Raw genomic sequence first — 22,428 nt, forward strand, 5'->3', positions numbered from 1 at the left:
CAGGAAACCGCCCGTTGCCGCTCAAAGCACCTTGACCATAAATACGCGCGCGGCGCCTGCCGGCTCGCACGGCACTTCGCCGAATGTCTCGTAACCGTGCTTCCGGTAGAAGTCCGGCGCCTGGAACGAGATCGTGTACAGCACCGCACGCGCACAACCGCGCCGCTTCGCTTCCGCTTCGGCCTCGCGCAGCAGCCGGCTGCCGAAGCCGTCGCCGCGCAGCGATTCGGGCAGATAGAACAGATCGATGAAGAACACGCCGAGCGACGTGCGGCCGGCGAGGCCGCCCAGTACGTCGCCGGTCGCGGGATCGGTCACGTAGACGTCGAGCGCGGCCGTATCGGCGCGCCCCGTCATCGCATGGTTGAATTCGCCGAGCTTGCGGCTGATGAAGTCTCGGGCGGCCGGTTGCTCGGTGTCGGTCAGTTGAAGGGTGACGTCGGGATGGGCTGTCATCGAAGCGAACGCGTGCGTGAATAGACCGCCGGGCGGGCGGCGCCCGCGGCGGGTATGACACGACTATAGCGCGTCGTCATGCGCCGTGACGACGCGCGATGATCGCTCGATATCGCGCGACGCCGTGACGCCACGACGCGCCGCCGGCGTCAGAACGGCTTGGTCGGCAGGTACTTGCCGTCGAGCGTGATCACCGCACGCGAACCGCCTTCCGGATCGTCGACCTTCTTCACGTCGAGCCGGAAATTGATCGCGCTGATGATGCCGTCGCCGAACTTCTCGTGCACGAGCGCCTTCAGCGTCGTGCCGTACACCTGCAGCATTTCGTAGAAGCGATAGATGGTCGGGTCGGTCGGCACGCGATCGTCGATGCTGCCGCGCAGCGGGATCATTTGCAGCAGCAGCACCGCGTCGTCGTCGAGGCCGAGCTTGTCGGCGACGACGCGCGCCGCGTCGGCCGGCAGCGCATGTTGCCCGAGCAGCGCGGCCGTGACGAACGCTTCGCTCAGGCCCGTGCCTTCGGTGAGCTGCGCGAACGACAGGTTCTTGCGCGCCTTCGCGAGGACGACGGTTTCCGCCAGCGCGTGGCGCGCCGTCTGACTGTGCTGGGACTGGATCATGGTAATGCCTCGTAGTGGAGTGGGAGCGATTCAGGCCGCGACGGGGAATGTCGCGGGGGTTGCACGGACGCCGGGATGGTCCGCAAGGGGAACGAACCGGCCGCTCGCGCCGTCGTAGGCGTCGATGCAGCCCGATTCGATGTCGTAGACCCAGCCGTGCAGCGCGAGACGCCCTTCCTCGAGCGCGAGCCGCACGGCGGGATGCGTCTTCAGGTTGGCCAGTTGCGCGACGACGTTCTCGCGCACCATCGAGTCGATCCGTTCGCGCTCGCTGCGATGCATGCGCGCCTCGTTCACGACCCGTGCCGAATCGGCATAGCGCAGCCAGTGGCCGACGGCCGGCATGTGGTCCATGCACTGGCAGGTCGCAATCGCGGTCATCGCGCCGCAATCGGAATGCCCGCAGATCACGACGTCGGTCACGCGCAGCGCGGCGACCGCATATTCGACCGACGCCGACACGCCGCCCGGCTCCGGGCCGTACGACGGCACGATGTTGCCCGCGTTGCGGACCACGAACAGGTCGCCCGGCTCGCGCTGGGTGACGAGCTCCGGCACGAGCCGGCTATCCGAGCACGAGATGAACAGCGCCCGCGGATTCTGGCTACGTGCGAGATCACGGAACAGCGCGTCGCGCGCCGGATAGGCGTCGCGCTGGAACTTCAGGAAGCCCTCGATGATGTCCGTCATCGCGTGTTCTCCGGTGCGGGTGGAATCGATGAAGGGCAGGTTACGCCCGACTTCCGATAACGTAAAAGACTGATTTTTGACGTCCTCCTACGCCTAAAGGCAGAGGATTCCCACACCTGGCGATGCACGTCCGCATCGGAGAATGTTCAGCGCAGCGTTGATATCTCGATCATGCACGACACCACATCTACTGCAGGCCCACTCTCTTACTCGCAGCCCCGCGATACCTTTCGGCCGCGTCGTGCTGTCTTGCGATCCGCACGCCGAACAGGACTGGGTAGAACCACTTTCGTCCACCTCCTCGAACGTGGCCCCGTGCGCGATCGCTTTGTAGCGGAGCTTGTTTCGGAAGGACGACCAGGATGCGTCGTAGACGCTCTTCGCCATCCTGGTTCTGGCGAGTTTTGCGGCCGACACGTTGCCGACCGCGATGTAATCGAACCGCCGCACCAGATCGAGCGCGAGCTTGTGCTGGAAGTCGGCGCGGGCATTGGCGATCTTCGCGTGCAGCTTCGCGATATGCCGCTTGTGCTTTCGCGCTCGCTGCGCTTTCGCCAGCTTTTCCGCCGCTCGTCGGCCGAACCGGTCATTGGGCAACTTCTCGCCGGTCGAAAGTGTGGCGAAGTCTTTCAAGCCGAGATCGATGCCGACACCGGAACGAATCGGGCGGGCCTGCACATCGGGCATCTCGATCACGATATTGAGAAACCAATTACCACGCGCGTCCTGCGCGAAGTTGCTCCTGTCCTTGATCTTGCCTTCGGGAAGCGGTCGACTGTTGAACACGCGGAAGGTGTTGCCGGCAAAGCGAAACGCTTCGCCTTCGCGCTTCAGGTCTCGGCCCTTCAGCGGCACCCAACCGAGCGATTTCCTGCCGCGATAGCGCAGATAAGGGCGTCGACGCTGGCTGCGCGACTTCGCATATTGCTCGCACGTCGCGTTAACCGTGCCGGAGTGAATACCGAGTTCCTTGCTGCTGCCGGTCGTCAGCACGTTCAGGTCGAATCCTGTAGGCCACTTCTTGCCCCACTTGAGCGCGTGCTTCTGCGTGTCGTTGCAGAAGTTCCAGACGTAGTTCACCGCGCGGCCCTGCTTGTTAAGCAGTCCGTTGAGCGATTTCACCCGGTAGCGGTAGACAAGGATCATGCCGGTAATCCTAACCCGTGGAAGAAGCTGCCTGTCAACAGCACGCCCTTCCTTCCCGCCATCAATGGCGGGTCTCTCGGAGAAAATCGACCGGATAAGCACGACTTATAGGAATCGCCATGCTGCTGCGTCACATCCACTATTTCCTGGCCGTCGCCGAACACCGCAGCTTCACGCGCGCGGCCGCCGCGCTGCACGTGTCGCAGCCCGCGCTGTCGCAGCAGATCCGCCAACTCGAGGACACGCTCGGCGCGCAACTGTTCGACCGCACCGGCCGCGTCACGCGGCTGACCGATGCCGGCGACGTGTATTTCCGCTATGCGCGGCAGGCGCTGCATGATCTCGCGGAAGGCCGTCGGGCGATTCACGACGTGCAGGATATGAGCCGCGGCTCGCTGCGCGTCGCGGTCACGCCGACCTTCACGAGCTATCTCGTCGGGCCGCTCGTCGAGGCGTTTCACCGCCGCTATCCGGACGTATCGCTGTCGGTTCGCGAGATGTCGCAGGAGCGTATCGAGGCACTGCTCGTCGACGACGAGCTCGATGTCGGCATAGCATTCGACGAGGTGCAGACGGCTGATATCGACGCGCAGGCGCTGCTGGTCGAGACGCTCGCGCTCGTCGTGAACCGCGGACACGCGCTCGGCAGCCAACGCAAGGCCGGCCTGCGCGCGCTGCACGACGCGCCGCTCGTGCTGCTCACCGCGGAATTCGCGACGCGCATGCAGATCGACCGCTATTTCCGAGAGCACGACCTGCAGCCGCGCGTGCTGATGGAAGCGAATTCGCTCGGTGCGGTGATTGAGATCGTGCGCCGCACGAACCTCGCGACGCTGCTGCCGGCGACGATCGCGGTCGAGCACGACGATCTCGTCGCGGTTGCGCTCGATCCGGCGGGGCTGAGGCGCACGGCCGTGCTGCTGCAGCGCAAGGGTGGGTATCGGAGTGCTGCGGCGCGGGCGTTCGTCGAGCTGGCGCTGGCGCGGGGGGCGGGGCCGGTCAGGCCCGCGCGCTGACCTCAGCTGCCGGCAACGGATCGTCGCCGGCGAACCGACTCATGGAAACATCGACATGTCGAACCTGCTACGCCGCATGACGCTCAACCCGCTTGCCATCGCCGCGCTGCTGGCAGGCGCAGCCTGGTGGGTCCACGCACAGACGCGCGCCAACGGCCCGTATCGCGTCGTGGGGTTCACGTGGCGTCTACAGCTTCGTGGTCGACGGCTTCGGCGCCGGCAGCGTGCACGCACGCCAGTTCGGCGGCGGGGGTGGCACGGTGTGCTGCATGAGCGTGCCCCGCGGCAAGCAGACCTGGCACGTCAGGGTCACTTACGACCTGACGGCTGAAGAAGACGCCAGGAACCAGGCACCTGAAATCGTCGAAACCGAGGTCGCCGTGCCGGCTTTGCCGAACCGGCGAGACGGCTATATCGAGTTTCGTTTCCTGCCCGGCCGCAAGATCGACGCCCGATGGGCGGCGTACCCGACGATGCCACGCATGCGCGATGGCGGTTGATCGGAGAAGGGCCGCTCGTGGATGCTGCGTAGCCGCGCGGAATAGTCGCGCGACGCCGCGTCAGTTGTACCCGAGGATCGCCACCGCCGCGACGTCCGGCCGATCGATGGTGCTGCCGACGAGCGACGTCATCGGTTCCTGCAGCACGGCCTGATACGACGTCACGCGCGCGTCTTCCGGTGCGCCGCTTTCGCCCACGACCGGCTCGTCGAACGCAACATCGAAACCGCTATAAAACCCCGCTTGCTTCTGCGAAAAAGTCATCTCCACTCCTTTGCCTTGATAGGTCGTTGATGTTCTAGCTGGCCTGCTTCAACGCCGCCGCATGCACGGGCGCACTGTCATGCACTGCCTCGGCCCGCGCAAGCTGCGCGCGCGTACGCCGCGTGATGTGGATCACCGCGAACACGACCGGCGCGATCAGCAGCCCTTCCGCCAGCTCGGGATCGACCGGCAGGTTCATCACGTGCAGCGCCTTGAACGCCGCCGTCGCGAGCGACAGCACGTAGTACGAAATGGCGGCCACCGACAGCCCTTCGACCGCGTGCTGCAAATGCAGCTGGTTGCGCGCGGTGCGCTCCATGCCGGCCAGCAGCCGCGTCACGTCCTTTTCCTGCGCGAGATTCACGCGAGTGCGCAGCAGGTCGACCGCCCGTGCGATCCGCGCGGCGATCTGTTCGTGGCGCGCCCATACGCTACAGCAGGTTTCCATCGCCGGCGCGAAGCGCCGCTCCATGAATTCGGCGATCGTCGGCATCCCTTCGATACGCTCCTCGCGCAGCTCGTGGATGCGCGCCAGCACGAGCTTTTCGTACGCGCGCGACGCGCTGAAGCGCGCCCCCGATCCCGACAACGATTCGACCCGCACCGCGAGATGCGTGAGCTTGACGAGCAACGCCGCATCGTCGCCGTCTGCGCCGCTCGCATCCATCCGCTGCATCAGCGCGTGCAGCGCCGCATGGATCTCGTCGAGCTCGCGGCTCATCCGGCGCGCGACGGGGAGTGCCAGCAGCGCCATCATCCGGTACGTTTCGATTTCATACAGACGCTGCAACAGGCGGCCGCCCTGCTCCTCGCGGAAATCCTCGTCGACCACGAGAAAGCGCATGAAGCCGTCGTCGCGCACGTGCCAGTCGCAGAACACCTTGCCGCCGCCGAGCACGCGGCTGCCGACGAGCGCGGGCCCGTCGATCCAGCGCCGCAGGTCGCCGCATACGCGCCGCGCGGCGTCGCCGGACAGCAGCTCCATCCGCACCGCGACGAAGCGGATGCCGGCCAGCCGCGCGAACCACGCGGCCGGAATGCCGTCGATCGCGAGATCGTCGAAATAACCGGTGTCGCGACGCGGCGCGACGAACGTGAAGGTCGAGAATTCGGTGTGGCGCTCCCACTTCAGGTGCCAACCGCACGGCGACTGCACCGCGTAGTGCGTCGCGCCTTCGTGCGGCGCGTCGATGCCGGTATCGCGGCACAGCGCGTGCAGCAGCGTTTCGTGGATGTCGGGCTGGCCGTCCGCATAGATCGCGTAGTGCGTGAGCGACACGGCTTCGGCGAGCCGCAGGAACGGCCGGGCATGCAATTCCGCGGCCAGTGCGGCGCGCAACGGATGGTCCATCATCGATTCACCACGCTTTCCTGTTCAGTCCCGCACGCCGGATTGGCGCGGCCCGACCGCCGCGCCACCCTCGGGCGAAACGCCAGCGTGATCGCACTATGGCAGACACACAGCAACAATAAAAACGCATAATGCTGATCGTTACGTTCAGTTTTCCTGATACCCATGAAGATGCTCGATCACGACGTGCTGGCCACCGTCGTCGCCGTCGCGGAAACCGGCAACATGACCCGCGCGGCCGAGGCCGTGAACCGCTCGCAGTCGGCCGTGAGCATGCAGATCAAGAGCCTGGAGGACGCGATCGGCCGGCCGCTGTTCGTGCGCAAGCCGCGCAGCATCGTGCTGACGCGCGAAGGCGAGGTACTGCTGGGATTCGCCAGACGAATGCTGGCGCTGCGTGACGAAGCATGGGCAGCCGTGGTGCGGCCGGAGGTGACCGGCAAGGTCGTGATCGGCGTGCCGGACGACTATGCGTCGTCGCTGCTGCCGTCGGTGCTGAAGAAATTCTCCGCGACCTACCCGAAGGTCGAGATCCAGGTGATGGGGCTGCCGAGCAGCGCGCTCGCGCCGCTGATCAAGGAGGGCACCGTCGATCTCGTGTGCGGGACGCGCATCAAGGGGCTGTCGGGCGACTTCATCCGCCACGAGCCGATGGCGTGGGCCGCGATGACGAACGGGCCGCGTGTCTGGGAGGAACGGCCGCTGCCGATCGCGGTGTTCATGCCGGGCAGCGTCGCGCGCGAGAACGCGATCCGCAGCCTCGAACGCGCGAAAGTGCCGTACCGCACGTCGTATGAAAGCCCGAGCCTGCTCGGGCTGCTCAGCATGGTCGAGGCCGGCCTTGCGGTCGCGCCGCTTGCCCGCTGCGCGATTCCCGCGCAACTGTCGATGCTCGGCCGCTCGCACGGGCTGCCCGACCTGCCGCCGCTCGAGCTGATCCTCGCGCGCAGCACCAAGTCGAAACGGCCGCCGTGCGACTTCCTGGCGGAACAATTGATGGAAGACCTGCAACGGCAGACCGGGCAGACCGGCGACGCGTGAGCCCGCCGGCGGCCGCGCGCCGCCGCGTCACCCGTGGCCGGTCGTGCCATGCCCGGCCACGCGCAACGCCGCGTTGACGATACCGGCCACCGTGTCGACGAGCGCTTCCAGCGTGTCGCCGTGCACGTGACGCCCTGCCGGCGGAACGTGCTCGTTGCGCCGGCCGCCCCACTGCGAACCGGCCGTGACCGACAGCGTCGCGCTGAACCGCTGGCCATGCCGCCGGCCGAAGATGCCGATGCGCCGCTCGGCGACATAAGCCTGTTCGGGAAGAAACAGGCGGATCTCGACCGCCGCTTGATCGGGGTCGGCCGCACACGTATCCGCATCGAACGCCGGTGCGAATGCCTTGACGATGCGGAACGTCACGTGAGAATCCCACGCGGTGAGCGGCCCGCCGGCCGCATCGACGCGTTCGGCGTCGACCAGCCACTGATGGCGATCGGGCACGCGAATCGCCTGGCGCAGCAGCACGTCCGCCGTGCGAACCGTCACCATCAACTGCCGGGCAAGCTGCCTGCCCGACGGCAACGCCGCGGTATGCGCGCGACGGGCAGCCGGGCGCGCAATACGCACTTCTTCCGTAAGGTACATAGGCCCTCCCTGTTCAGGGGTAGCGCCGCGTTCGACGCAGCGCACAAACGTCCACCATCGGCGGCCGGCGGACAGCACGGCGGCCGGCGAATCGGCGGCGGATTAGCCAAGCAATCGCCGTTCCCGGCTCAGCGCACGCCAGCCGGAACGCACAATTGGCGCGCGATCGGCCCGATCACCGCGTCGACTTGCTGCGCGATCAGCGTGTGCAGCGTGAAATCCAGATCCTCCGGGGCGATGTCGAAATGCACGTGGATCACGTTGCGCACGGCGCGCGCGCTGACGACATACACACCGAGCGGGGAATGCAGCAGCGCGGCAAGCCGGGCGTGCGCCGCCGCGGCGGAGTCGGCCGTCAGTGTGACAGGCAATTGCAGGCGCGGGCGCGGCGCCGGGAACGGCGTGACGTTGCCGGGTGCGCCGGCACGCAACCGCCGGCCGGCGACATCGAACGCGGGAAAGGGACGAATAAAGGTCATGGCGCGGACGCAAGCCGTCTCGGCTGTTCGACACGTCCCCAGCTTAGAAGAGGCGGTATAAACGCCGTGCAAAAAAACGGGGCGGCCGTGCAAAAAACGGCATGCCGGTCGGGCCCCGGCTCGTATGGACAATGTAATACGGCCGCTCGGCCGTCGCCAGCGCCCCCGTCAACCATGACAGGTCGACAGCCGGCGATCCGTCGATACACTGTGAGCCATCCCGACGGCCGCGATCGCCCTCACCGATGCCGGCCGCCGCTTCGCTTGCGCACGGCTTCCCGCTTTCCGTCCGCCCCGCGCATCTTCCGCACGCTTTCCAAGGAATTGCACTTGAAGCACTGGCATTACGCGCTGTTCGCCTTCGCCGGCCTCCTGGCCGCCGCGTCCTCTCACGCGCACCCCGTCTGCACCGTCGTCGCCGACGCCGCCACCGGCAAGCTGCTCGTGCAGCAGGGCGACTGCTCGACCCGCGTAACGCCGGCATCGACGTTCAAGGTCGCCATCGGCCTGATGGGCTTCGACGCCGGCGTGCTGAAGGACGAACACACGCCCACGCTCGAGTTCCACGCCGGCTACCCCGACTGGGGCGGCGCGCCGTGGCGCGAACCGACCGATCCGGCGCGCTGGATGAGGCTGTCGGTCTTCTGGTATTCGGAGCAGGTCACGCAGGCGCTCGGGCAGGCACGCTTCCAGCAGTACACGAGCGCGTTCGACTACGGCAACGCGGACGTCACCAGCAAAGCGGGCGAACTCCCCGGCATGATGGGCGCGTGGGTCAATTCGTCGCTACGGATCTCGCCGCTCGAACAGGTCGCGTTCATGCGCAAGATCGTGCAGCGGACGCTGCCCGTCAGCGCGCACGCGTATGACATGACTGCGCGCATCACGCTGCTCGACGCGCAACGGGGCGGCTGGACGGTGCACGGCAAGACCGGCACCGGCTCGCCGGGCATCCAGTACGACGCGGCACACGCGTACGGCTGGTTCGTCGGCTGGGCGACGAAGGGATCGCGCACGCTGGTGTTCGCGAACCTGATCCAGGACGACGAGCGGCAAACGCCCAATGCCGGCCTGCGCTCGCGCGACACGTTCCTCGCGGCGCTGCCGACGCTCGCCGCCGCGGCCCCGCCGCAATGAGCGCCGCTCCCCGCAACGCCCGCATCGACCTGCTGCGCGGCGTCTCGATCCTGCTCGTCCTGCTGCATCACTTCAACATCGCATATCCGCTGCGCGACACCGCGCTCGCCCGCGTGCTCGGCTGGGACACGATCCATGCGATCGTGCGCAACGGCAACTACGGCGTGACGATGTTCTTCGCGATCTCGGGCTACCTGATCACGTCGAACGCGCGCCGCCGCTGGGGCAGCCTCAGCGCGCTCGACGTGCGTGCGTTCTACGTGTCGCGCATTGCACGGATCGTCCCGTGCCTGCTTCTGCTGCTCGCGCTCGTCAACGGCCTCGCGGCGGCCGGTGTGCCGATCTTCACGAACCATGCGCCGCAGGGCATCGCCGTGTCGTACTGGCTCGTGAATCTGGCATCGCTCACGTTCTGGATGAACGTGCTGATCGGCGCGTACGGATGGGTCAACTACGCGCTCGGCGTGCTGTGGTCGCTGTCGGTCGAAGAGGTGTTCTACCTGTCGTTCCCGCTGCTGTGCATCGCGTTGCGCCGCGACACGCGGCTGTTCGCGTTCTGGCTGCTGATTGCGGCGATCGGTCCCGTGTACCGCTACACGCATCCGGGCGACGAAGGCGGCTTCCTGTACGCGTACTTCGCCTGCTTCGACGGTATCGCGATCGGCTGCTGCACCGCGCTGCTCGCCGAACGCGCGCGCTGGCAGATGCTCGCGGCGGCGCCCGTGCAATGGCTGGTCGCAGCACTGATGACCGCGCTCTATCTCGCGTGGCCGATCGCGCAAAGCCATGTGTTCGGCGTCTCGGCGATGGCGCTCGGCACAGCCGTGCTGCTGATCGGCGCACACGCCGAACACGCCCCCGGTCACGGTCGCCTGCTCGCGCCGCTGCGCTGGAGCGGCCGACTCAGCTACGAGCTGTATCTATTCCATCTGATCGTGCTCGGCGCGCTGCGCACGTTCTGGCCGCCGTCGTCCACGCAGGGCGACGGCAAGCTCGCGCTGCTCGTCGCGTACCTGGCGCTGTCGGCAGCATTGAGTGCGGTCATCGCGCGCGGCTACGCGACGCCGCTCGACCGCTTCATCAAGCGCATCGCATCGCGGCCAGCGGCGCGGATGACCGACAGCGCGCGCGTCTAGTTTTCCGCGTGCGGCGGCGAACAAAAGCCGGCGTCAACGTCAACATCCGCGTCGGAATCCCTGCCTTCGGGGAGCCGAGGACATCAAGTAGCCTGTGCTGCTCACCACGGATGCTTTCGAAATGAAAGGCGATGGTAGGAACCGGATGTGACGGCAAGATGAAGGGAAACTGGAAGGATCGGCAGGGCCGCTGAAAGGATGCGACGGGGCGCCACGTCCGGGCGCCCCGCGCGCGGCGGGTCAGCCGGCGTATTCGGCGGCAGCGCAGCGTACGGTCACGATGCGCGCAGGCGGAATATTTGCCCAGACGATCCGGCTGCCGCTGGCAACGAATGCCGAATCGCCGAGCGGATGGCGACCGGGAGGGCGCAAATCGTACGTGAACTGGATCATCACGCCGTCGGCCGACAGCACCCTCTGACATTGACCGACGATCGCCGCCACGTCCTCGCGCGGCAGCGTGCGCAGCGGCAGGCACGACACGATCGCATCGACCGTGGCGCCCGGCGGCAACAGCCGTTCGAGCCGCCGCGCGTCGCCCGACACGATCGAGATCCCGGGAAAGCGCCGCCGCAGATGCTGCACGAACGCCGGCGAGCGTTCGACCACCACGAGGCGCCGCGGCGCGACACCGCGCTCGAGCAGCGCCGCGGTGATCGCGCCGGTGCCGCCGCCGAGCTCGACGACCAGCCCGTCGCCATCCGGCACCGCGTCGGCCATTTCGCGCGCCAGATGCCGCGAACTCGGGCACAACGCGCCCACCGCGGCCGGCCGGCCGACCCACTCGCGCACGAACAGTGCCGAGACACGCCACGCGTTCGGCCACATCATAGGCAGGCCTCCGGCGCTTGCGCGGTTGGCGGCGGTGTGCCGATGACGGCACGGAACGGGGCTACGGCGACACGGGCAAGGTTCATGTGCATCCTCCTCGGCGAATCGGTCCGCCGCGGGGCGCGCGACGGTCAATCGATTCTAGGAAACGCAAACTTAAGGCGACGTGAAGATTGACCCTGATTCGCCTGACCAATTCGTGCCCGATCACCCGTCGATTTGCGGTTGGCGATCGACGCTCTGCTGAAGTGGGCGGGATAACGCTCGGCGACGATCCGGATCTGCTGGGGCGCCATCTCGATCGCGGCGAGATCGTCGGCCGTCAGCGCTACGACGGTCGAAATAGGGTCAGTATTTCAGCGCGCGGCGTCTCTGCTGCCGCTGCTCGCCGAAGCCGTGCGCGAGCGGGCAGCACAGCCGAGTTGTGAACCGCGCGCCATGCTCACCGCACGACGCGCGCGCCTACCGTCACCGCAAGTTGGTTCTCGCGAGTTCCACGATTTCGTCACCGCGCCCGCTGAGGATAGCGCGCAGCATGAACAGGCTGAAGCCCTTCGCATGCGCGAGCTCGATCTTCGGCGGCATCGCGAGCTCGTACTTCGACGTGACGACGTCCACCACCGCCGGCCCGTCATGCTCGAACGCCGTGCGCAACGCGTGCTCGACGTTCTCCGAATGCTCGACGCGCACGCTGAAGATACCGGCGCCCTTCGCGATCGCCGCGAAGTCGGTCGGGCTCAGATCGACGTTCGTGTCGAGATAGCCGGCCGCCTTCAGCTCCATCGACACGAAGCCGAGCAGGCTGTTGTTGTACACGACGACCTTGATCGGCAGCTTGAGCTGGCGCGCGGTCAGCAGATCGCCGAGCAGCATCGACAGCCCGCCGTCGCCCGACAGCGACACGACCTGCCGCCCCGGATGCGCGCCCTGTGCGCCGAGCGCCTGCGGCATCGCGTTCGCCATCGACCCGTGATTGAACGACCCGTGCAATTGCCGCTTGCCGTTCATCGTCAGGTAGCGCGCGGCCCACAGCGTCGGCGTGCCGACGTCGGCCGTGAAGATCGCATCCTCCGCCGCGACTTCGTCGACGATCTTCGTCAGATACTGAGGATGGATCGCGCGGCCCGGCGGCTCGGCCACCGCGAGATCGTCGAGCCCCTTGCGCGCGGCCGCGTAGTGCTTCAGCGCGTTCTCGAGGAACCGCCGCTGCGTCTTGCGCGTCAGCCGCGGCAGCAGCGCCGCGATCGTTTCCTTCACCGTGCCGACGAGCCCGAGCGCGAGCGGCGCGCGATGGCCGAGCTGCGAGCCCTTCCAGTCGATCTGCGCGATCTTCGCGTTGGCCGGATAGAACGGCCGGTACGGGAAATCCGTACCGAGCATCAGCAGCGTGTCGCACGACTCCATCGCGTGATAGCCGGAACTGAAACCGATCAGCCCCGTCATCCCGACGTCGAACGGGTTGTCCCATTCGACGAACTGCTTGCCGCGCAGCGCATGCACGACCGGCGCGCCGAGCGTGTCGGCCAGCGCGACCACCTCGTCGTGCGCGCCCTGCGTGCCGCTGCCGCACAGCAGCGTGACCGCATCCGACCCGTTGAGCAGCGCCGCGAGCCGGTCGAGATCGGCATCGGCCGGCAGGATCGACGGCGGCGCCGATTCGCTCCACGCCGGCGCCTCGTCCGGGCCGTCGCCGAGCGCGATGTCGCCCGGCAGCACGATCACCGCCACGCCGCGCTCCTCGATCGCGGTGCGCATCGCCCGCGCCAGCACGCGCGGAAACTGCGACGCGTTCGTCACGAGCTCGGCGAAGTGACTGCATTCGCGGAACAGCTCCTGCGGATGGGTTTCCTGGAAATAGCCGAGACCGATCTCGGTCGACGGAATGTGCGCGGCGATCGCGAGCACCGGCTGGTGATTGCGGTGGCAGTCGTACAGCCCGTTGATCAGGTGCAGGTTGCCGGGCCCGCAACTGCCCGCGCACACCGCGAGCCGCCCGGTCGACGCGGCGTCGGCGCCGGCCGCGAACGCCGCGCTTTCCTCGTGCCGCGTGTGCATCCAGCGGATCGAGCCGAGCTGGCTCAGGCTGAACGACAGGCCGTTCAGGCTGTCGCCCGTCACGCCCCAGATGCGCTCGACGCCCGCTGCCGCCAGCGTCTTCGCCAGGTATTCCGCCATCGTCTGTCTTGCCATGATGCCCTCGCTCGTTGATCGGTCGTCGATTGATCCGGCGGCGGCGCCTGCGGCCTTCGCCGAGATGACGGGACGAGCATACGCGATCGCGCCGGGCGGCGTCGTGACGGTGCAAGCGGCATGGCATGCGCGACAGCGCGGCCGGGCCCGTTCGCGCGGTCAGCCCGCTCTTTCCGCGCGATCGGAAGAGCGTCGCTGCCGCCTGGGCAATCCGTGCACGCGGGCCGACACGAGCTCGACCGGACGCCGCTTCGTCCGAAAGCGTCCACCCGGCCACGCGCGGACGTCATGCGCTATACCGGCAGCGCATGCGTCGACAGGATCTCCTTGAGCACCATGAACGAGCGCACCTGCCGTACCCCGGGCAGGTACAGCAGCTGTTCGGCATGCAGCCGATTGAAGCTGTCGTTGTCGCGCGTACGAACGAGCATGAAATAGTCGAATTCGCCGGTCACGACATGGCATTCGACACACCCTGACACTTTCTGCGCGGCCTTCTCGAACGCGGCGAACGTTTCCGGCGTCGAGCGATCGAGCACGAAGCCGATCACGACCAGCATCCCGGCACCGAGCGGCTTCGGGTCGAGCAGCGCGACGATGCCGCGAATCAGCCCCATTTCCTTCAGCCGCTCGACGCGCCGCAGGCATGCCGGCGCGCTCAGCTTCACTTTCGCCGCGAGGTTCACGTTCGAGATCGAGGCGTCCTGCTGCAGTTGCCGCAGGATCGCGCGGTCGATGCGGTCGAGCGCCGGTGCGGCGTCGGCGGGTGATGCGCTGCCGCGGTCTAATTTCATTGCGCCAATCTCCTTTTCAGCGAATCGTAATTGTTTATTTTTAATTCACAGCGTCGATAAAGTAGGTCGACGCAATTCATTTCGCAAGCTCATTTCCCGCGCTTCTGCCTATCATTTTCGTCATCGGCGCACGGCCTGCCGGCCGCGCCCGAACGATCCGATTTCCCGCCTTGTTCCCCTTCCGGAGCCCCGCCGATGAATCTGCAACGCTTCCCCCGTTATCCGCTGACGTTCGGCCCGACGCCCATCCAGCCGCTCAAGCGCCTGAGCGCGCATCTCGGCGGCAAGGTCGACCTGTATGCGAAGCGCGAGGACTGCAACAGCGGCCTCGCATTCGGCGGCAACAAGACGCGCAAGCTCGAATATCTCGTTCCCGACGCGCTCGCGCAGGGCGCCGACACGCTCGTGTCGATCGGCGGCGTGCAGTCGAACCAGACCCGCCAGGTCGCGGCCGTCGCCGCGCATCTCGGAATGAAATGCGTGCTCGTGCAGGAGCACTGGGTCAACTATGAAGATCCGGTGTACGACCGGGTCGGCAACATCCAGTTGTCGCGGATGATGGGCGCCGACGTGCGGCTCGTCTCCGACGGTTTCGACATCGGCATTCGCCGCAGTTGGGAAGAAGCGATGGAGAGCGTGCGACAGGCGGGGGGCAAGCCGTATCCGATTCCGGCCGGCTGCTCCGAGCATCCGCTCGGCGGGCTCGGGTTCGTCGGCTTCGCGGAAGAAGTGCGGGCGCAGGAAGCGCAGCTCGGCTTCAAGTTCGACTACGTCGTCGTCTGCTCGGTGACGGGCAGCACGCAGGCGGGAATGGTCGTGGGCTTCGCGGCCGACGGACGCGCGGACCGCGTGATCGGCATCGACGCATCGGCGAAGCCGGAACAGACACGCGAACAGATCACGCGCATCGCGCGGCATACGGCCGAGCTGGTCGAGCTGGGCCGCGATATCGTCGAACAGGACGTCGTGCTCGACACGCGTTACGGCGGACCCGAATATGGTCTGCCGAGCGACGGCACGCTGGAAGCGATTCGGCTGTGCGCACGGCTGGAAGGCATGCTGACCGATCCCGTTTATGAAGGGAAATCGATGCACGGGATGATCGACAAGGTGCGGCTCGGGGAATTCGAGCCGGGGTCGAAGGTGCTGTATGCGCATCTCGGCGGGGCGCCGGCGTTGAGTGCGTATAACGGGATTTTTCGCAACGGGTGACGTCGCTTTTCGAGACAGTTCGCACTCAACGGCCCCGGTACCCAAACCGACACACGTATAAATTGAAATGCCGCCGGCAAACCGGCGGCAAAAGATGCGTCCACGGATGCGGCGCACCTGAGGCACTCGATTCAACGTGCTCGGATCGTGCTAGTTGCAACGACTCGCGCAATGCAGCAGCGGGCAACGCGCCCGCTTAGTTCTGCGTGAGCGGATTTAGCGTCGTGCACAGGAAGCCCGTGCAGTTCTTCGGCGTGAAATAGAACGACGCCGTCACCGGCGCGGGGGTGCCGAGCGCGATATCGCTCAGATAGGCGGCGCCCTGCGCGCCGAACGTATTCGCCTGCTGCACGAAGCTCGCGCCGGTCGACTGGATCGCGGCCGACTCGTACGAGAAGGTCGGCGACTGCGTCTGGTCCTTCACGTAGATCCACGAGATCGCGGTGCCGAATGCCATCCCGCCCTTCGCGCGATAACCCTTCGCCCCTTCGCTGTTGGCCTGTGCGACGAAGTCGCTGACCGTCGACGTCGGCGCCAGCGCGTCGTACGTATAGGTCGCGTTCGACGCGTTGTTCTTCATGTACACGTTCGCCTGCACGGCGCCCACCATCAGCGGGCCGAGGAACCAGTAGCCCGACTGGCCCTGGCCGTTCGCCTGCGTGAGGAACGCGTTGGCATCGGCCGGCAGGCCGGTCGTCGTGTACGTGTAGGTGGCGGACGAACCGCCATCCTTGCGATAGAGATCGCCGTACGTGAGCGGCCCTTCGTAGCGGTAGCCGCTCGCCCCTTGCGCGTTGGCCGCGTTGACGAAGGACGTCATGTCCGCCGGCGCCGTCTGCAACTGGTACGTGTAGGTCTGCGCGGTGCCGTCGTTCACGAAGATCGACTGCGTTCCGCCGTTGCCCGCGGTGTAGAAGTAGTCGCCCAGATAGCGATAGCCCTTCGCGCCTTCGTTGTTGACCAGCGTCAGGAAACTCGCGCGATCGGCCGCGACAGGCTGCGCCTCGTAGCGCCACGTCAGCGTGCTGCCGCCCGAGCCACCCGAACCGCCGTTGCCGCCGGAACCCGTGCCGCCCGAACCGGTGCCGCCGCTTCCGCCGTTGTTGCTCGTGCCCGATCCGCCGGACGCCGCGGGCGAGGAATTGTCGTCACCGCCGCCGCAAGCGGTCAGCGCGAGGCAGGTCAATGCGATCAGTGCAACGGCTTTCATCGGGGTCACCTTCTGAACGAACAGGACGAACGCAGCCCGTACGCGCGAATCACGCCGCACGCACCGGCCATCACGAATCAAGAATCAGAAATCAGGAATCGGCCGGCGGCATCCCGCCGGCCCGGCAACGTCAGTTCACCTGCAGCTGGCCACCGCGGCCCAGCCCGCCCTTCACGTCCTGCGCCTTGTAGCTGCGCAGCGCGACGACCATCTTGTTGTACGCGTCGATGAACGCCACGACCGTCGCCTTGCCTTCCGGCGTCGACGAGAAGCCCGCCAGCGCGCCGCCCACGCCGCCGCCGAAGCCGCCCAGCGCCGCGCCGTAGTTCGTCGCCGTCGAGCTGCCTTCCGACGCCGCGATCTGCACCGCCGAGCGCACGTCGAACAGCGTCAGCGTCACCACCGACGCCTTCGTCTGCAGGTGGCCCGCCACCGCCGCCACCGCGCTGTTGCCGATCAGCCCGCCGATCATGCTGCCGATCCCGCCGATCGGCGAATCGTTGATCACGATCTGCGGCTCCATGTAGTAGTCGGCCGCGACACGCTGGCCCTTCTGCTGCTTCGAGCCCGCGCGGTATTCGCCCGAGTTGCGCTGCAGCTGCGTGATGCGCGACAGGCGCGCGTCGCTCTTCTGGTTGCCGATCGACGTGATCACGAAACAGTTCGACTGCTGCACGGCCAGCCGCAGCAGCGGATCAATGCTCGTCACCTTGGTGGCGCTGCCGAACTGGCCCCACCAGTCGGCGTTGCGGCCGTCGTCGACGGCGATCGTGCCGAGCGGCGACGTGCAGCGCTGCAGTTGCGAATCGGCGCCGGCGCTCGCGCCGCCTGCCGCCGCGCCCGTCACGCCCGCGTTCTGGCCGCCGGGCGTCACCACGCCGCCGCAGCCCGCGACGGACGCGCCAAGCGCTGCCACCAGCGCACCTTGAGTGAGACGTTGGGAAAGGTTGGTCTTCATGTCGTTGTCGATCGATTAGAGTCGTTGTTCGGCTTATGTGTCCGTGCGAACTTCGATAAGCCCCCCGGCGTGGCGCGCGATGGTGGTCTCCCCGCGGCTGCCCCGTTGCCCGATGCCCGGTCAGTAGTACCAGTACGTCTGCTGCCAGACGCCGTAGTACGGATAGCCCGAGTACCAGTAGCCGTAATAGGTGTCACGCCATTGCGTGCGCCATTTCCAGTCTTCTTCGTCCTCTTTCTTCGCCTTGCGCGCGAGATCGAGCAGCTTTTTCGATTCCTTGTCGCCGCGAGCGGCCGCGATCGACAGCCACTTCTCCGCTTCGCGCGCATCCGAGCCCATTTCCTCGAGACCGAACAGGTAGAAACTGCCGAGCGCCTTCTGCGCGTTCAGGTCGCCGCGCTCGGCCGCTTCGCGCATCCACTTGAGCGCCTGATAGCTGTCCTGGCGCACGCCGTCGCCGCGGAAATAGCGCAGGCCGAGGTCGTAGGCGGCCTTCGGCTGGGTTTTCGCGGTTTGCTTGAGCGCGGCGATGCGCGGATCGTCCCGCTCTTCCGCATCGTCCCTTTTTTGATAGGAGACCTGATCTTTAGGGCGATCGGAACAACCTGTGTCGTCGCAGATCCGTACCGTGCTGGCGGTGACCGACGGGTCTTGCGCGCACGCGGCCAACAGCAACAGCAGCCCCGGTGCGAGTAGACGGCGATACATGGGTACTTTCCTCAAGTTTTATTGGCGCCGCAATTCTTCGAGCTATCCCACCCCGTGAGCTCGTACCTGGTTGCGCGCGGCGCAGCGGATACAATTTCATCCGCCAACGCCGACACGCAGTCCTAGGCTCTCTCAGGTTCTCTCTTCGAATCGTTCCATCACTATTTCATTGCTGCCGATTTTCGCTGCCCGACCGGGGTCAGCAACGCTCTCCAAACATGACGCAACAAACAATAGTGACGTGGTGAGCAATAATAATGGAGAAAAACGGCATGTCAAGGCCCTTGGCGTGTTTGAAGTTTGCGTGACACGTCAGTTTTGATATGCTCTCCCTCGCCAAAAACCCTGGAGACCCCATCGAGATGTCCACCACCGAGCAGGCCAACGTCGATCTCATCACCGCCAACAAGGTGCGCGATCTCCTGAACCGGAACGGCATTCCGCCGCGAAGTCACAACACGACGATCGCCAACGTGCTCGGGCTGAGTTTCTCGGTCGTCACGCGCAAGATGAAGGGCTTGATCCCGTGGAACCTGTCGCAGTTGCAGGACATCGCGACGCACTTCGGCGTGCCGCCCGCGATCCTGCTCGACGACAAGGGCACGCAGCCGGCCGCGGCCGAGATGATCGACGCGACATTCGTGATCGAGTCGAAGCGCTTGCGCTGCCGCGCCGCGATCTCGACGAAGGCCACCAGCCAGATCGAAACGGATTTCGTCGCGCTGCAGTGGCAGGGCGAATGGATCGTCACCGAGCGCGAGCACGCGCGCGAGGGCCGCACGTATCCGGTCGACGTGATCGAGCTGCGCTCGGCGCAGCCGAACGTGTATGCGGCGCGGATCGCCGTGGTCGACGATTCGCACGACGTCGCCGAAACGGTCTGTGAATATTTCATCGAGAAAGGCGTGAACGCGATTCCGTACTTCGACGGCGCGAGCTTCCGCAAGGCGCTGGAGGTCGAGGATTTCGACGGCTACATCCTCGACTGGATGCTCGGCGACCAGACGGCCGCCGAACTCGTGCGCGGCATCCGCTCGAGCGAGAACAGCGGCGCGCCGATCTTCCTGCTGACCGGCAAGATCTCGACCGGCGAAGCGAGCGAGGACGAAATCGCGCACATCGTGTCGCACTACAACGCGCGCTGCGAAGAAAAGCCGGTGCGCCTGCCGATCCTGTTCGCGGAAGTCGCCCGCGAACTGAAACTCACGCTGCCGGCGGCGTCGGCCGCGAACTGAGAACCGGAAACCGCGGCCGGAACGACAACCCGCTACCCGCACCACCAGACCGAGGGAAAGACATGCGCGTTTCAACCATCTGGATCAAAAGCCTGCTGACGGCATGCCTGCTCGGGATGACCGTCGCGGCGTGGGCGGCGGCGTCGTTCACGTTTACCGTCGACGGCAAGATCAGCAAGAGCAACCAGCAGGGGAAGATGACCTACGTCTTTTCCGAGCAGGCGCTGATGGCGCTGCCGCAGCATACGATCGTCACGTCGACGAGCTGGACGCCGAAGGCGACCTTCACCGGCCCGCGCCTGTCCGACGTGCTGAAGACGGTCGGCGCGCACGGCACGCAGATCGAATTTCGCTGCATCGACGAATACACGTTCACGATTCCCGTGTCGGACGCCGACAAATACGGCGTGATCCTCGCGCGGACGATGAACGGCAAGGTGCTCGGCAACGACAACTACGGCCCGCTGTGGATCATGTATCCGCGCGACCAGTATCCCGACGAGCTGAAGACGCCGCTCGGCGAGGCCAAGTTCGCGTGGCAGATCATCGGTCTGACCGTGAAGTGACATGACGCGGCGGCGATGGAAAAATAGAAAAATCATCCTGGTCCTCGGCTCGCTGTGGATCATGGGGTTCGCCGCGTGGGCGTTCCTGCTGTGGGATCTCCTCGCCACCTCGGTCAACGAGGGCGTGCTCGAGGGGCCGCGCGAAGGCGTGTTCTGGACCGCCGCGCAATACCGCAACGTGTATACCCGCTTCGATCGCCAGCTGATTCTCTACGCGACGCGCGAGGACGATGACTTCGATCACCTGCAGATGCAGCTCGACAGCCTGTCGGTGTCGTTCGGGTTCCTGCAGCGGCCCTCGGAAGTGTCCCAATACTGGCTGCGCATCCCGCGCGCGCGCAATGAGATCGACGCGCTCGGCGAATTCATGACGCGCCTGAAGCGCGAGGTGCCGCTACTGCGCGACTCGCCGAAGCAGGCGCGTCAGGTGATCGACGAAGTCAACGCGTACTGGCCGAAAGTCAACGGCCTCGCGAACTACTTCCGCGCGATCGAAATGGCGCAGCGCGATTTCACGTTCCATCAACTGAAGGACAAGCAGCGCGCGATCCTGATCCTCGGCATCGTGCTCGGCGTGATCCTGTGCGCGCTGTTCCTGCTGCTGTTCTATACGATGCGCACGCGCGACGACCTGCTGGAGCGGCAAAACGCGGCGCTCGATGCGGAGCGCAAGGCGTCCGACCGCGCGTTCGAGATGATCGAGGCGAAGAACGCGTTCCTCGGGATGGTCAGCCACGAGCTGCGCACGCCGCTGCAGGCGATCTGCGGATCGATCGAGATCCTGCTCGCGCGCCCGCAATCGGATGCGAACCTGAAGACGATCCGGCGGCTGCAGAATTCCGCGCTGTCGCTGGAGGCGCTCGTCAAGGACCTCACCGACTACATCAAGCTGCGCTCGACGAAGCGCGTCGCCGAACTCGATACCGTCGGCATCGCGCCGCTGCTTGCCGAAGTGCTCGAACCGCTGCGCGAGAGGATCGCGACGAAACGGATCACGGTCACGCAGCACGTCGAGCCGGCCGGCCTCGCGATCTGCTCAGATCGCAAGCTGCTGCGACAGGTGCTGTCGAACCTGATCGAAAACTCGGTCAAGTACACGACCGGCGGCTCGATCACGGTGGCGATCACGCTCGCCGATGCGCCGGCCGGCCAGCAGGTGAGGATCGCCGTACGCGACACCGGCGCGGGCATCGCGAAGCAACATCTGTCGAAGATCTTCGAGCCGTTCTATCGCGCGAACGACGCGGTCGGGCTGCACGTGGACGGGATCGGCATGGGGCTCGCGGTCGTGCGCGAAATCGTGACGACGCTGCGCGGGCATGTGGACGTGCGCAGCGTGGTCGGCGAAGGCAGCGAGTTCGTCGTGACGCTACCCGTCGAAGTGCCGGGCGTCGACACGGCCGGCACCGTGGCAGGCGATGCGCCCGCGCTGCCGCCCGTACCGGCGCACTGCGGCCGGCGCGCGCTGATAGTCGACGACAACGACAACGCGCGCGAAACGCTCGGCGCGATGCTGTCGGCGCTCGGCCTCGAGGTGGATCTGTGCGGCACCGGGCAGGAAGGCGCCGCGCGCTTCGGTACGGGCCGCTACGATCTCGTCGTGCTCGATCTCGAACTGCCGGACCTGAGCGGATTCGACGTGGCGCGGCGCATTCGCGCGATGGCGCAACCCGATGGCAATGGCAATGGCGATGGCCGGCGTCCGGCGATCCTCGGCGTCAGCGCGTATGAATCGGCCGCGCTGCGCGAGAACCAGCGGGTATTCGACGCGTTCCTGCCGAAGCCGGTTCACCTTCGCGAACTCGGCGCGCTCGTCGAGAAGCTGCTCGCCTGAGCGCGGCGTCACGCGTTTCCTACCGCTCGTCCGCTCGCTTATTCGCCGATCAGATGCAGCACGATGTCACGCCGGTGCGCCGCGCGGCGATGCTCGAACACGTAAATCCCCTGCCACGTGCCGAGCACCATGCGTCCGTGCTCGACCGGAATCGACAACTGCACCTGCGTGAGCGCCGTGCGCAGATGCGCGGGCATGTCGTCGGCGCCTTCGGTGTCGTGTTCATAGCGCGTGTCATCCTCGGGCGCGAGTGTCGCGAAATAGCGTTCGATATCGCGCTGCACCGACGGGTCCGCATTCTCCTGGATCAGCAGCGACGCCGACGTATGGCGGCAGAACACGGTGAGCAGGCCGGTGCGGATCGCCTGCTGGTCGACGAACGCGCGCACCTGCGGCGTGACTTCGACGAGCCCGCTGCCACGCGTATCGACACCGACGTGCGTAATCGCCTGTTGCATCG

25 protein-coding genes are annotated in these 22,428 nt (G+C 66.3%); 10 read left to right on the plus strand and 15 right to left on the minus strand.

The window, feature by feature from the left end; all coding sequences use genetic code 11:
* Positions 1-21 precede the first annotated feature (21 nt).
* The 4 genes from AP428_RS25140 to AP428_RS25155 all read right to left on the minus strand — a co-directional run bounded on the left by AP428_RS25140 (position 22) and on the right by AP428_RS25155 (position 2,912).
* A complete protein-coding gene (locus AP428_RS25140) occupies positions 22-456 on the minus strand; it encodes a GNAT family N-acetyltransferase (protein ID WP_011548408.1) in 435 nt (144 codons plus the stop codon).
* 149 nt (positions 457-605) lie between these two features.
* The gene (gene cynS / locus AP428_RS25145; RefSeq protein WP_011548409.1) at positions 606-1,076 is read right to left on the minus strand and encodes a cyanase; all 471 of its coding nucleotides are present in this window, start codon (positions 1,074-1,076) and stop codon (positions 606-608) included.
* Between the two features lie 30 nt (positions 1,077-1,106).
* The gene (locus AP428_RS25150; protein ID WP_011548410.1) at positions 1,107-1,766 is read right to left on the minus strand and encodes a carbonic anhydrase; all 660 of its coding nucleotides are present in this window, start codon (positions 1,764-1,766) and stop codon (positions 1,107-1,109) included.
* Between the two features lie 93 nt (positions 1,767-1,859).
* Positions 1,860-2,912, minus strand: coding sequence for an RNA-guided endonuclease TnpB family protein (locus AP428_RS25155; protein WP_011548411.1), 1,053 nt, complete (start codon positions 2,910-2,912; stop codon positions 1,860-1,862).
* A gap of 119 nt (positions 2,913-3,031) precedes the next feature.
* On the opposite strand from AP428_RS25155, the gene cynR reads away from it, so the two are divergent.
* Both cynR and AP428_RS25165 read left to right on the plus strand, forming a co-directional pair.
* On the plus strand, positions 3,032-3,928 hold the full coding sequence (cynR, locus tag AP428_RS25160) for a transcriptional regulator CynR (protein WP_011548412.1): 897 nt from the start codon (positions 3,032-3,034) through the stop codon (positions 3,926-3,928).
* A gap of 197 nt (positions 3,929-4,125) precedes the next feature.
* A complete protein-coding gene (locus tag AP428_RS25165) occupies positions 4,126-4,428 on the plus strand; it encodes a DUF3304 domain-containing protein (protein ID WP_012338832.1) in 303 nt (100 codons plus the stop codon).
* A 60-nt stretch (positions 4,429-4,488) separates the two neighbouring features.
* Here the strand turns inward: AP428_RS25165 and AP428_RS25170 are convergent, their stop codons facing one another.
* Positions 4,489-4,692: a hypothetical protein gene (locus AP428_RS25170; protein WP_011548414.1), complete on the minus strand. Its 204-nt coding sequence runs from the start codon at positions 4,690-4,692 to the stop codon at positions 4,489-4,491.
* 34 nt (positions 4,693-4,726) lie between these two features.
* Complete coding sequence (locus tag AP428_RS25175) at positions 4,727-6,046, minus strand: DUF3422 family protein (RefSeq protein ID WP_011548415.1); 1,320 nt, start codon at positions 6,044-6,046, stop codon at positions 4,727-4,729.
* A 162-nt stretch (positions 6,047-6,208) separates the two neighbouring features.
* Between AP428_RS25175 and AP428_RS25180 the strand changes: the two genes are divergently transcribed.
* Positions 6,209-7,084: a LysR family transcriptional regulator gene (locus tag AP428_RS25180; protein WP_006485479.1), complete on the plus strand. Its 876-nt coding sequence runs from the start codon at positions 6,209-6,211 to the stop codon at positions 7,082-7,084.
* A 27-nt stretch (positions 7,085-7,111) separates the two neighbouring features.
* Here the strand turns inward: AP428_RS25180 and AP428_RS25185 are convergent, their stop codons facing one another.
* The gene (locus AP428_RS25185; protein WP_011548416.1) at positions 7,112-7,678 is read right to left on the minus strand and encodes a hypothetical protein; all 567 of its coding nucleotides are present in this window, start codon (positions 7,676-7,678) and stop codon (positions 7,112-7,114) included.
* 128 nt (positions 7,679-7,806) lie between these two features.
* Positions 7,807-8,157: a hypothetical protein gene (locus AP428_RS25190; protein ID WP_011548417.1), complete on the minus strand. Its 351-nt coding sequence runs from the start codon at positions 8,155-8,157 to the stop codon at positions 7,807-7,809.
* Between the two features lie 324 nt (positions 8,158-8,481).
* On the opposite strand from AP428_RS25190, the gene blaOXA reads away from it, so the two are divergent.
* Positions 8,482-9,294: an OXA-1043 family class D beta-lactamase gene (gene blaOXA, locus AP428_RS25195; protein ID WP_011548418.1), complete on the plus strand. Its 813-nt coding sequence runs from the start codon at positions 8,482-8,484 to the stop codon at positions 9,292-9,294.
* Positions 9,291-10,430, plus strand: a complete 1,140-nt coding sequence (locus tag AP428_RS25200; protein WP_011548419.1) for an acyltransferase — start codon at positions 9,291-9,293, stop codon at positions 10,428-10,430. Before blaOXA ends, AP428_RS25200 begins: the two co-directional genes overlap by 4 nt.
* Positions 10,431-10,670: 240 nt before the next feature.
* Here AP428_RS25200 and AP428_RS25205 read toward each other — a convergent pair whose 3' ends face one another.
* Positions 10,671-11,261 (minus strand): class I SAM-dependent methyltransferase, encoded by a 591-nt coding sequence (locus AP428_RS25205; RefSeq protein WP_011548420.1) that lies wholly within the window; start codon positions 11,259-11,261, stop codon positions 10,671-10,673.
* Between the two features lie 173 nt (positions 11,262-11,434).
* Between AP428_RS25205 and AP428_RS36870 the strand changes: the two genes are divergently transcribed.
* Positions 11,435-11,689 carry a hypothetical protein gene (locus tag AP428_RS36870; protein ID WP_011548421.1) on the plus strand — a complete coding sequence of 85 codons (255 nt, stop codon included), beginning with the start codon at positions 11,435-11,437 and terminating at the stop codon, positions 11,687-11,689.
* Positions 11,690-11,729: 40 nt separating this feature from the next.
* On the opposite strand, the gene poxB is transcribed toward AP428_RS36870, so the two are convergent.
* Both poxB and AP428_RS25215 read right to left on the minus strand, forming a co-directional pair.
* Positions 11,730-13,451 carry a ubiquinone-dependent pyruvate dehydrogenase gene (poxB, locus tag AP428_RS25210; protein WP_011548422.1) on the minus strand — a complete coding sequence of 574 codons (1,722 nt, stop codon included), beginning with the start codon at positions 13,449-13,451 and terminating at the stop codon, positions 11,730-11,732.
* 293 nt (positions 13,452-13,744) lie between these two features.
* Positions 13,745-14,245, minus strand: coding sequence for an Lrp/AsnC family transcriptional regulator (locus AP428_RS25215; protein ID WP_011548423.1), 501 nt, complete (start codon positions 14,243-14,245; stop codon positions 13,745-13,747).
* A 195-nt stretch (positions 14,246-14,440) separates the two neighbouring features.
* On the opposite strand from AP428_RS25215, the gene AP428_RS25220 reads away from it, so the two are divergent.
* Positions 14,441-15,457 (plus strand): 1-aminocyclopropane-1-carboxylate deaminase, encoded by a 1,017-nt coding sequence (locus AP428_RS25220; RefSeq protein ID WP_011548424.1) that lies wholly within the window; start codon positions 14,441-14,443, stop codon positions 15,455-15,457.
* Between the two features lie 196 nt (positions 15,458-15,653).
* Here the strand turns inward: AP428_RS25220 and AP428_RS25225 are convergent, their stop codons facing one another.
* The 3 genes from AP428_RS25225 to AP428_RS25235 all read right to left on the minus strand — a co-directional run bounded on the left by AP428_RS25225 (position 15,654) and on the right by AP428_RS25235 (position 18,333).
* Positions 15,654-16,667 carry a hypothetical protein gene (locus AP428_RS25225; RefSeq protein ID WP_011548425.1) on the minus strand — a complete coding sequence of 338 codons (1,014 nt, stop codon included), beginning with the start codon at positions 16,665-16,667 and terminating at the stop codon, positions 15,654-15,656.
* A gap of 130 nt (positions 16,668-16,797) precedes the next feature.
* Positions 16,798-17,625, minus strand: coding sequence for a hypothetical protein (locus AP428_RS25230; protein WP_011545763.1), 828 nt, complete (start codon positions 17,623-17,625; stop codon positions 16,798-16,800).
* A 120-nt stretch (positions 17,626-17,745) separates the two neighbouring features.
* Positions 17,746-18,333 carry a tetratricopeptide repeat protein gene (locus AP428_RS25235; protein WP_011548426.1) on the minus strand — a complete coding sequence of 196 codons (588 nt, stop codon included), beginning with the start codon at positions 18,331-18,333 and terminating at the stop codon, positions 17,746-17,748.
* A gap of 362 nt (positions 18,334-18,695) precedes the next feature.
* On the opposite strand from AP428_RS25235, the gene AP428_RS25240 reads away from it, so the two are divergent.
* The 3 genes from AP428_RS25240 to atsR all read left to right on the plus strand — a co-directional run bounded on the left by AP428_RS25240 (position 18,696) and on the right by atsR (position 21,968).
* Positions 18,696-19,568, plus strand: a complete 873-nt coding sequence (locus AP428_RS25240; protein WP_011548427.1) for a helix-turn-helix domain-containing protein — start codon at positions 18,696-18,698, stop codon at positions 19,566-19,568.
* Positions 19,569-19,630: 62 nt separating this feature from the next.
* Positions 19,631-20,134 carry a molybdopterin-dependent oxidoreductase gene (locus AP428_RS25245; RefSeq protein WP_011548428.1) on the plus strand — a complete coding sequence of 168 codons (504 nt, stop codon included), beginning with the start codon at positions 19,631-19,633 and terminating at the stop codon, positions 20,132-20,134.
* 1 nt (position 20,135) lies between these two features.
* The gene (gene atsR / locus AP428_RS25250) at positions 20,136-21,968 is read left to right on the plus strand and encodes a hybrid sensor histidine kinase/response regulator AtsR (RefSeq protein WP_011548429.1); all 1,833 of its coding nucleotides are present in this window, start codon (positions 20,136-20,138) and stop codon (positions 21,966-21,968) included.
* A 38-nt stretch (positions 21,969-22,006) separates the two neighbouring features.
* Here the strand turns inward: atsR and AP428_RS25255 are convergent, their stop codons facing one another.
* Positions 22,007-22,426, minus strand: a complete 420-nt coding sequence (locus AP428_RS25255; protein ID WP_011548430.1) for a secondary thiamine-phosphate synthase enzyme YjbQ — start codon at positions 22,424-22,426, stop codon at positions 22,007-22,009.
* Between the last annotated feature and the right edge of the window lie 2 nt (positions 22,427-22,428).

Origin of the sequence: Burkholderia sp. E168m22 (assembly GCF_001319805.1) — a bacterium.
Classification (GTDB): Bacteria; Pseudomonadota; Gammaproteobacteria; order Burkholderiales; family Burkholderiaceae; genus Burkholderia; species Burkholderia orbicola.

Coding starts and splice junctions, on each gene's coding strand:
- AP428_RS25140 (WP_011548408.1), bottom strand. CDS start 456: ATGACAGCCCATCCCGACGTCACCCTTCAACTGACCGACACCGAGCAA.
- cynS (WP_011548409.1), bottom strand. CDS start 1,076: ATGATCCAGTCCCAGCACAGTCAGACGGCGCGCCACGCGCTGGCGGAA.
- AP428_RS25150 (WP_011548410.1), bottom strand. CDS start 1,766: ATGACGGACATCATCGAGGGCTTCCTGAAGTTCCAGCGCGACGCCTAT.
- AP428_RS25155 (WP_011548411.1), bottom strand. CDS start 2,912: ATGATCCTTGTCTACCGCTACCGGGTGAAATCGCTCAACGGACTGCTT.
- cynR (WP_011548412.1), top strand. CDS start 3,032: ATGCTGCTGCGTCACATCCACTATTTCCTGGCCGTCGCCGAACACCGC.
- AP428_RS25170 (WP_011548414.1), bottom strand. CDS start 4,692: ATGACTTTTTCGCAGAAGCAAGCGGGGTTTTATAGCGGTTTCGATGTT.
- AP428_RS25175 (WP_011548415.1), bottom strand. CDS start 6,046: ATGATGGACCATCCGTTGCGCGCCGCACTGGCCGCGGAATTGCATGCC.
- AP428_RS25180 (WP_006485479.1), top strand. CDS start 6,209: ATGAAGATGCTCGATCACGACGTGCTGGCCACCGTCGTCGCCGTCGCG.
- AP428_RS25185 (WP_011548416.1), bottom strand. CDS start 7,678: ATGTACCTTACGGAAGAAGTGCGTATTGCGCGCCCGGCTGCCCGTCGC.
- AP428_RS25190 (WP_011548417.1), bottom strand. CDS start 8,157: ATGACCTTTATTCGTCCCTTTCCCGCGTTCGATGTCGCCGGCCGGCGG.
- AP428_RS25200 (WP_011548419.1), top strand. CDS start 9,291: ATGAGCGCCGCTCCCCGCAACGCCCGCATCGACCTGCTGCGCGGCGTC.
- AP428_RS25205 (WP_011548420.1), bottom strand. CDS start 11,261: ATGATGTGGCCGAACGCGTGGCGTGTCTCGGCACTGTTCGTGCGCGAG.
- poxB (WP_011548422.1), bottom strand. CDS start 13,451: ATGGCAAGACAGACGATGGCGGAATACCTGGCGAAGACGCTGGCGGCA.
- AP428_RS25215 (WP_011548423.1), bottom strand. CDS start 14,245: ATGAAATTAGACCGCGGCAGCGCATCACCCGCCGACGCCGCACCGGCG.
- AP428_RS25220 (WP_011548424.1), top strand. CDS start 14,441: ATGAATCTGCAACGCTTCCCCCGTTATCCGCTGACGTTCGGCCCGACG.
- AP428_RS25225 (WP_011548425.1), bottom strand. CDS start 16,667: ATGAAAGCCGTTGCACTGATCGCATTGACCTGCCTCGCGCTGACCGCT.
- AP428_RS25230 (WP_011545763.1), bottom strand. CDS start 17,625: ATGAAGACCAACCTTTCCCAACGTCTCACTCAAGGTGCGCTGGTGGCA.
- AP428_RS25235 (WP_011548426.1), bottom strand. CDS start 18,333: ATGTATCGCCGTCTACTCGCACCGGGGCTGCTGTTGCTGTTGGCCGCG.
- AP428_RS25240 (WP_011548427.1), top strand. CDS start 18,696: ATGTCCACCACCGAGCAGGCCAACGTCGATCTCATCACCGCCAACAAG.
- AP428_RS25245 (WP_011548428.1), top strand. CDS start 19,631: ATGCGCGTTTCAACCATCTGGATCAAAAGCCTGCTGACGGCATGCCTG.
- atsR (WP_011548429.1), top strand. CDS start 20,136: ATGACGCGGCGGCGATGGAAAAATAGAAAAATCATCCTGGTCCTCGGC.
- AP428_RS25255 (WP_011548430.1), bottom strand. CDS start 22,426: ATGCAACAGGCGATTACGCACGTCGGTGTCGATACGCGTGGCAGCGGG.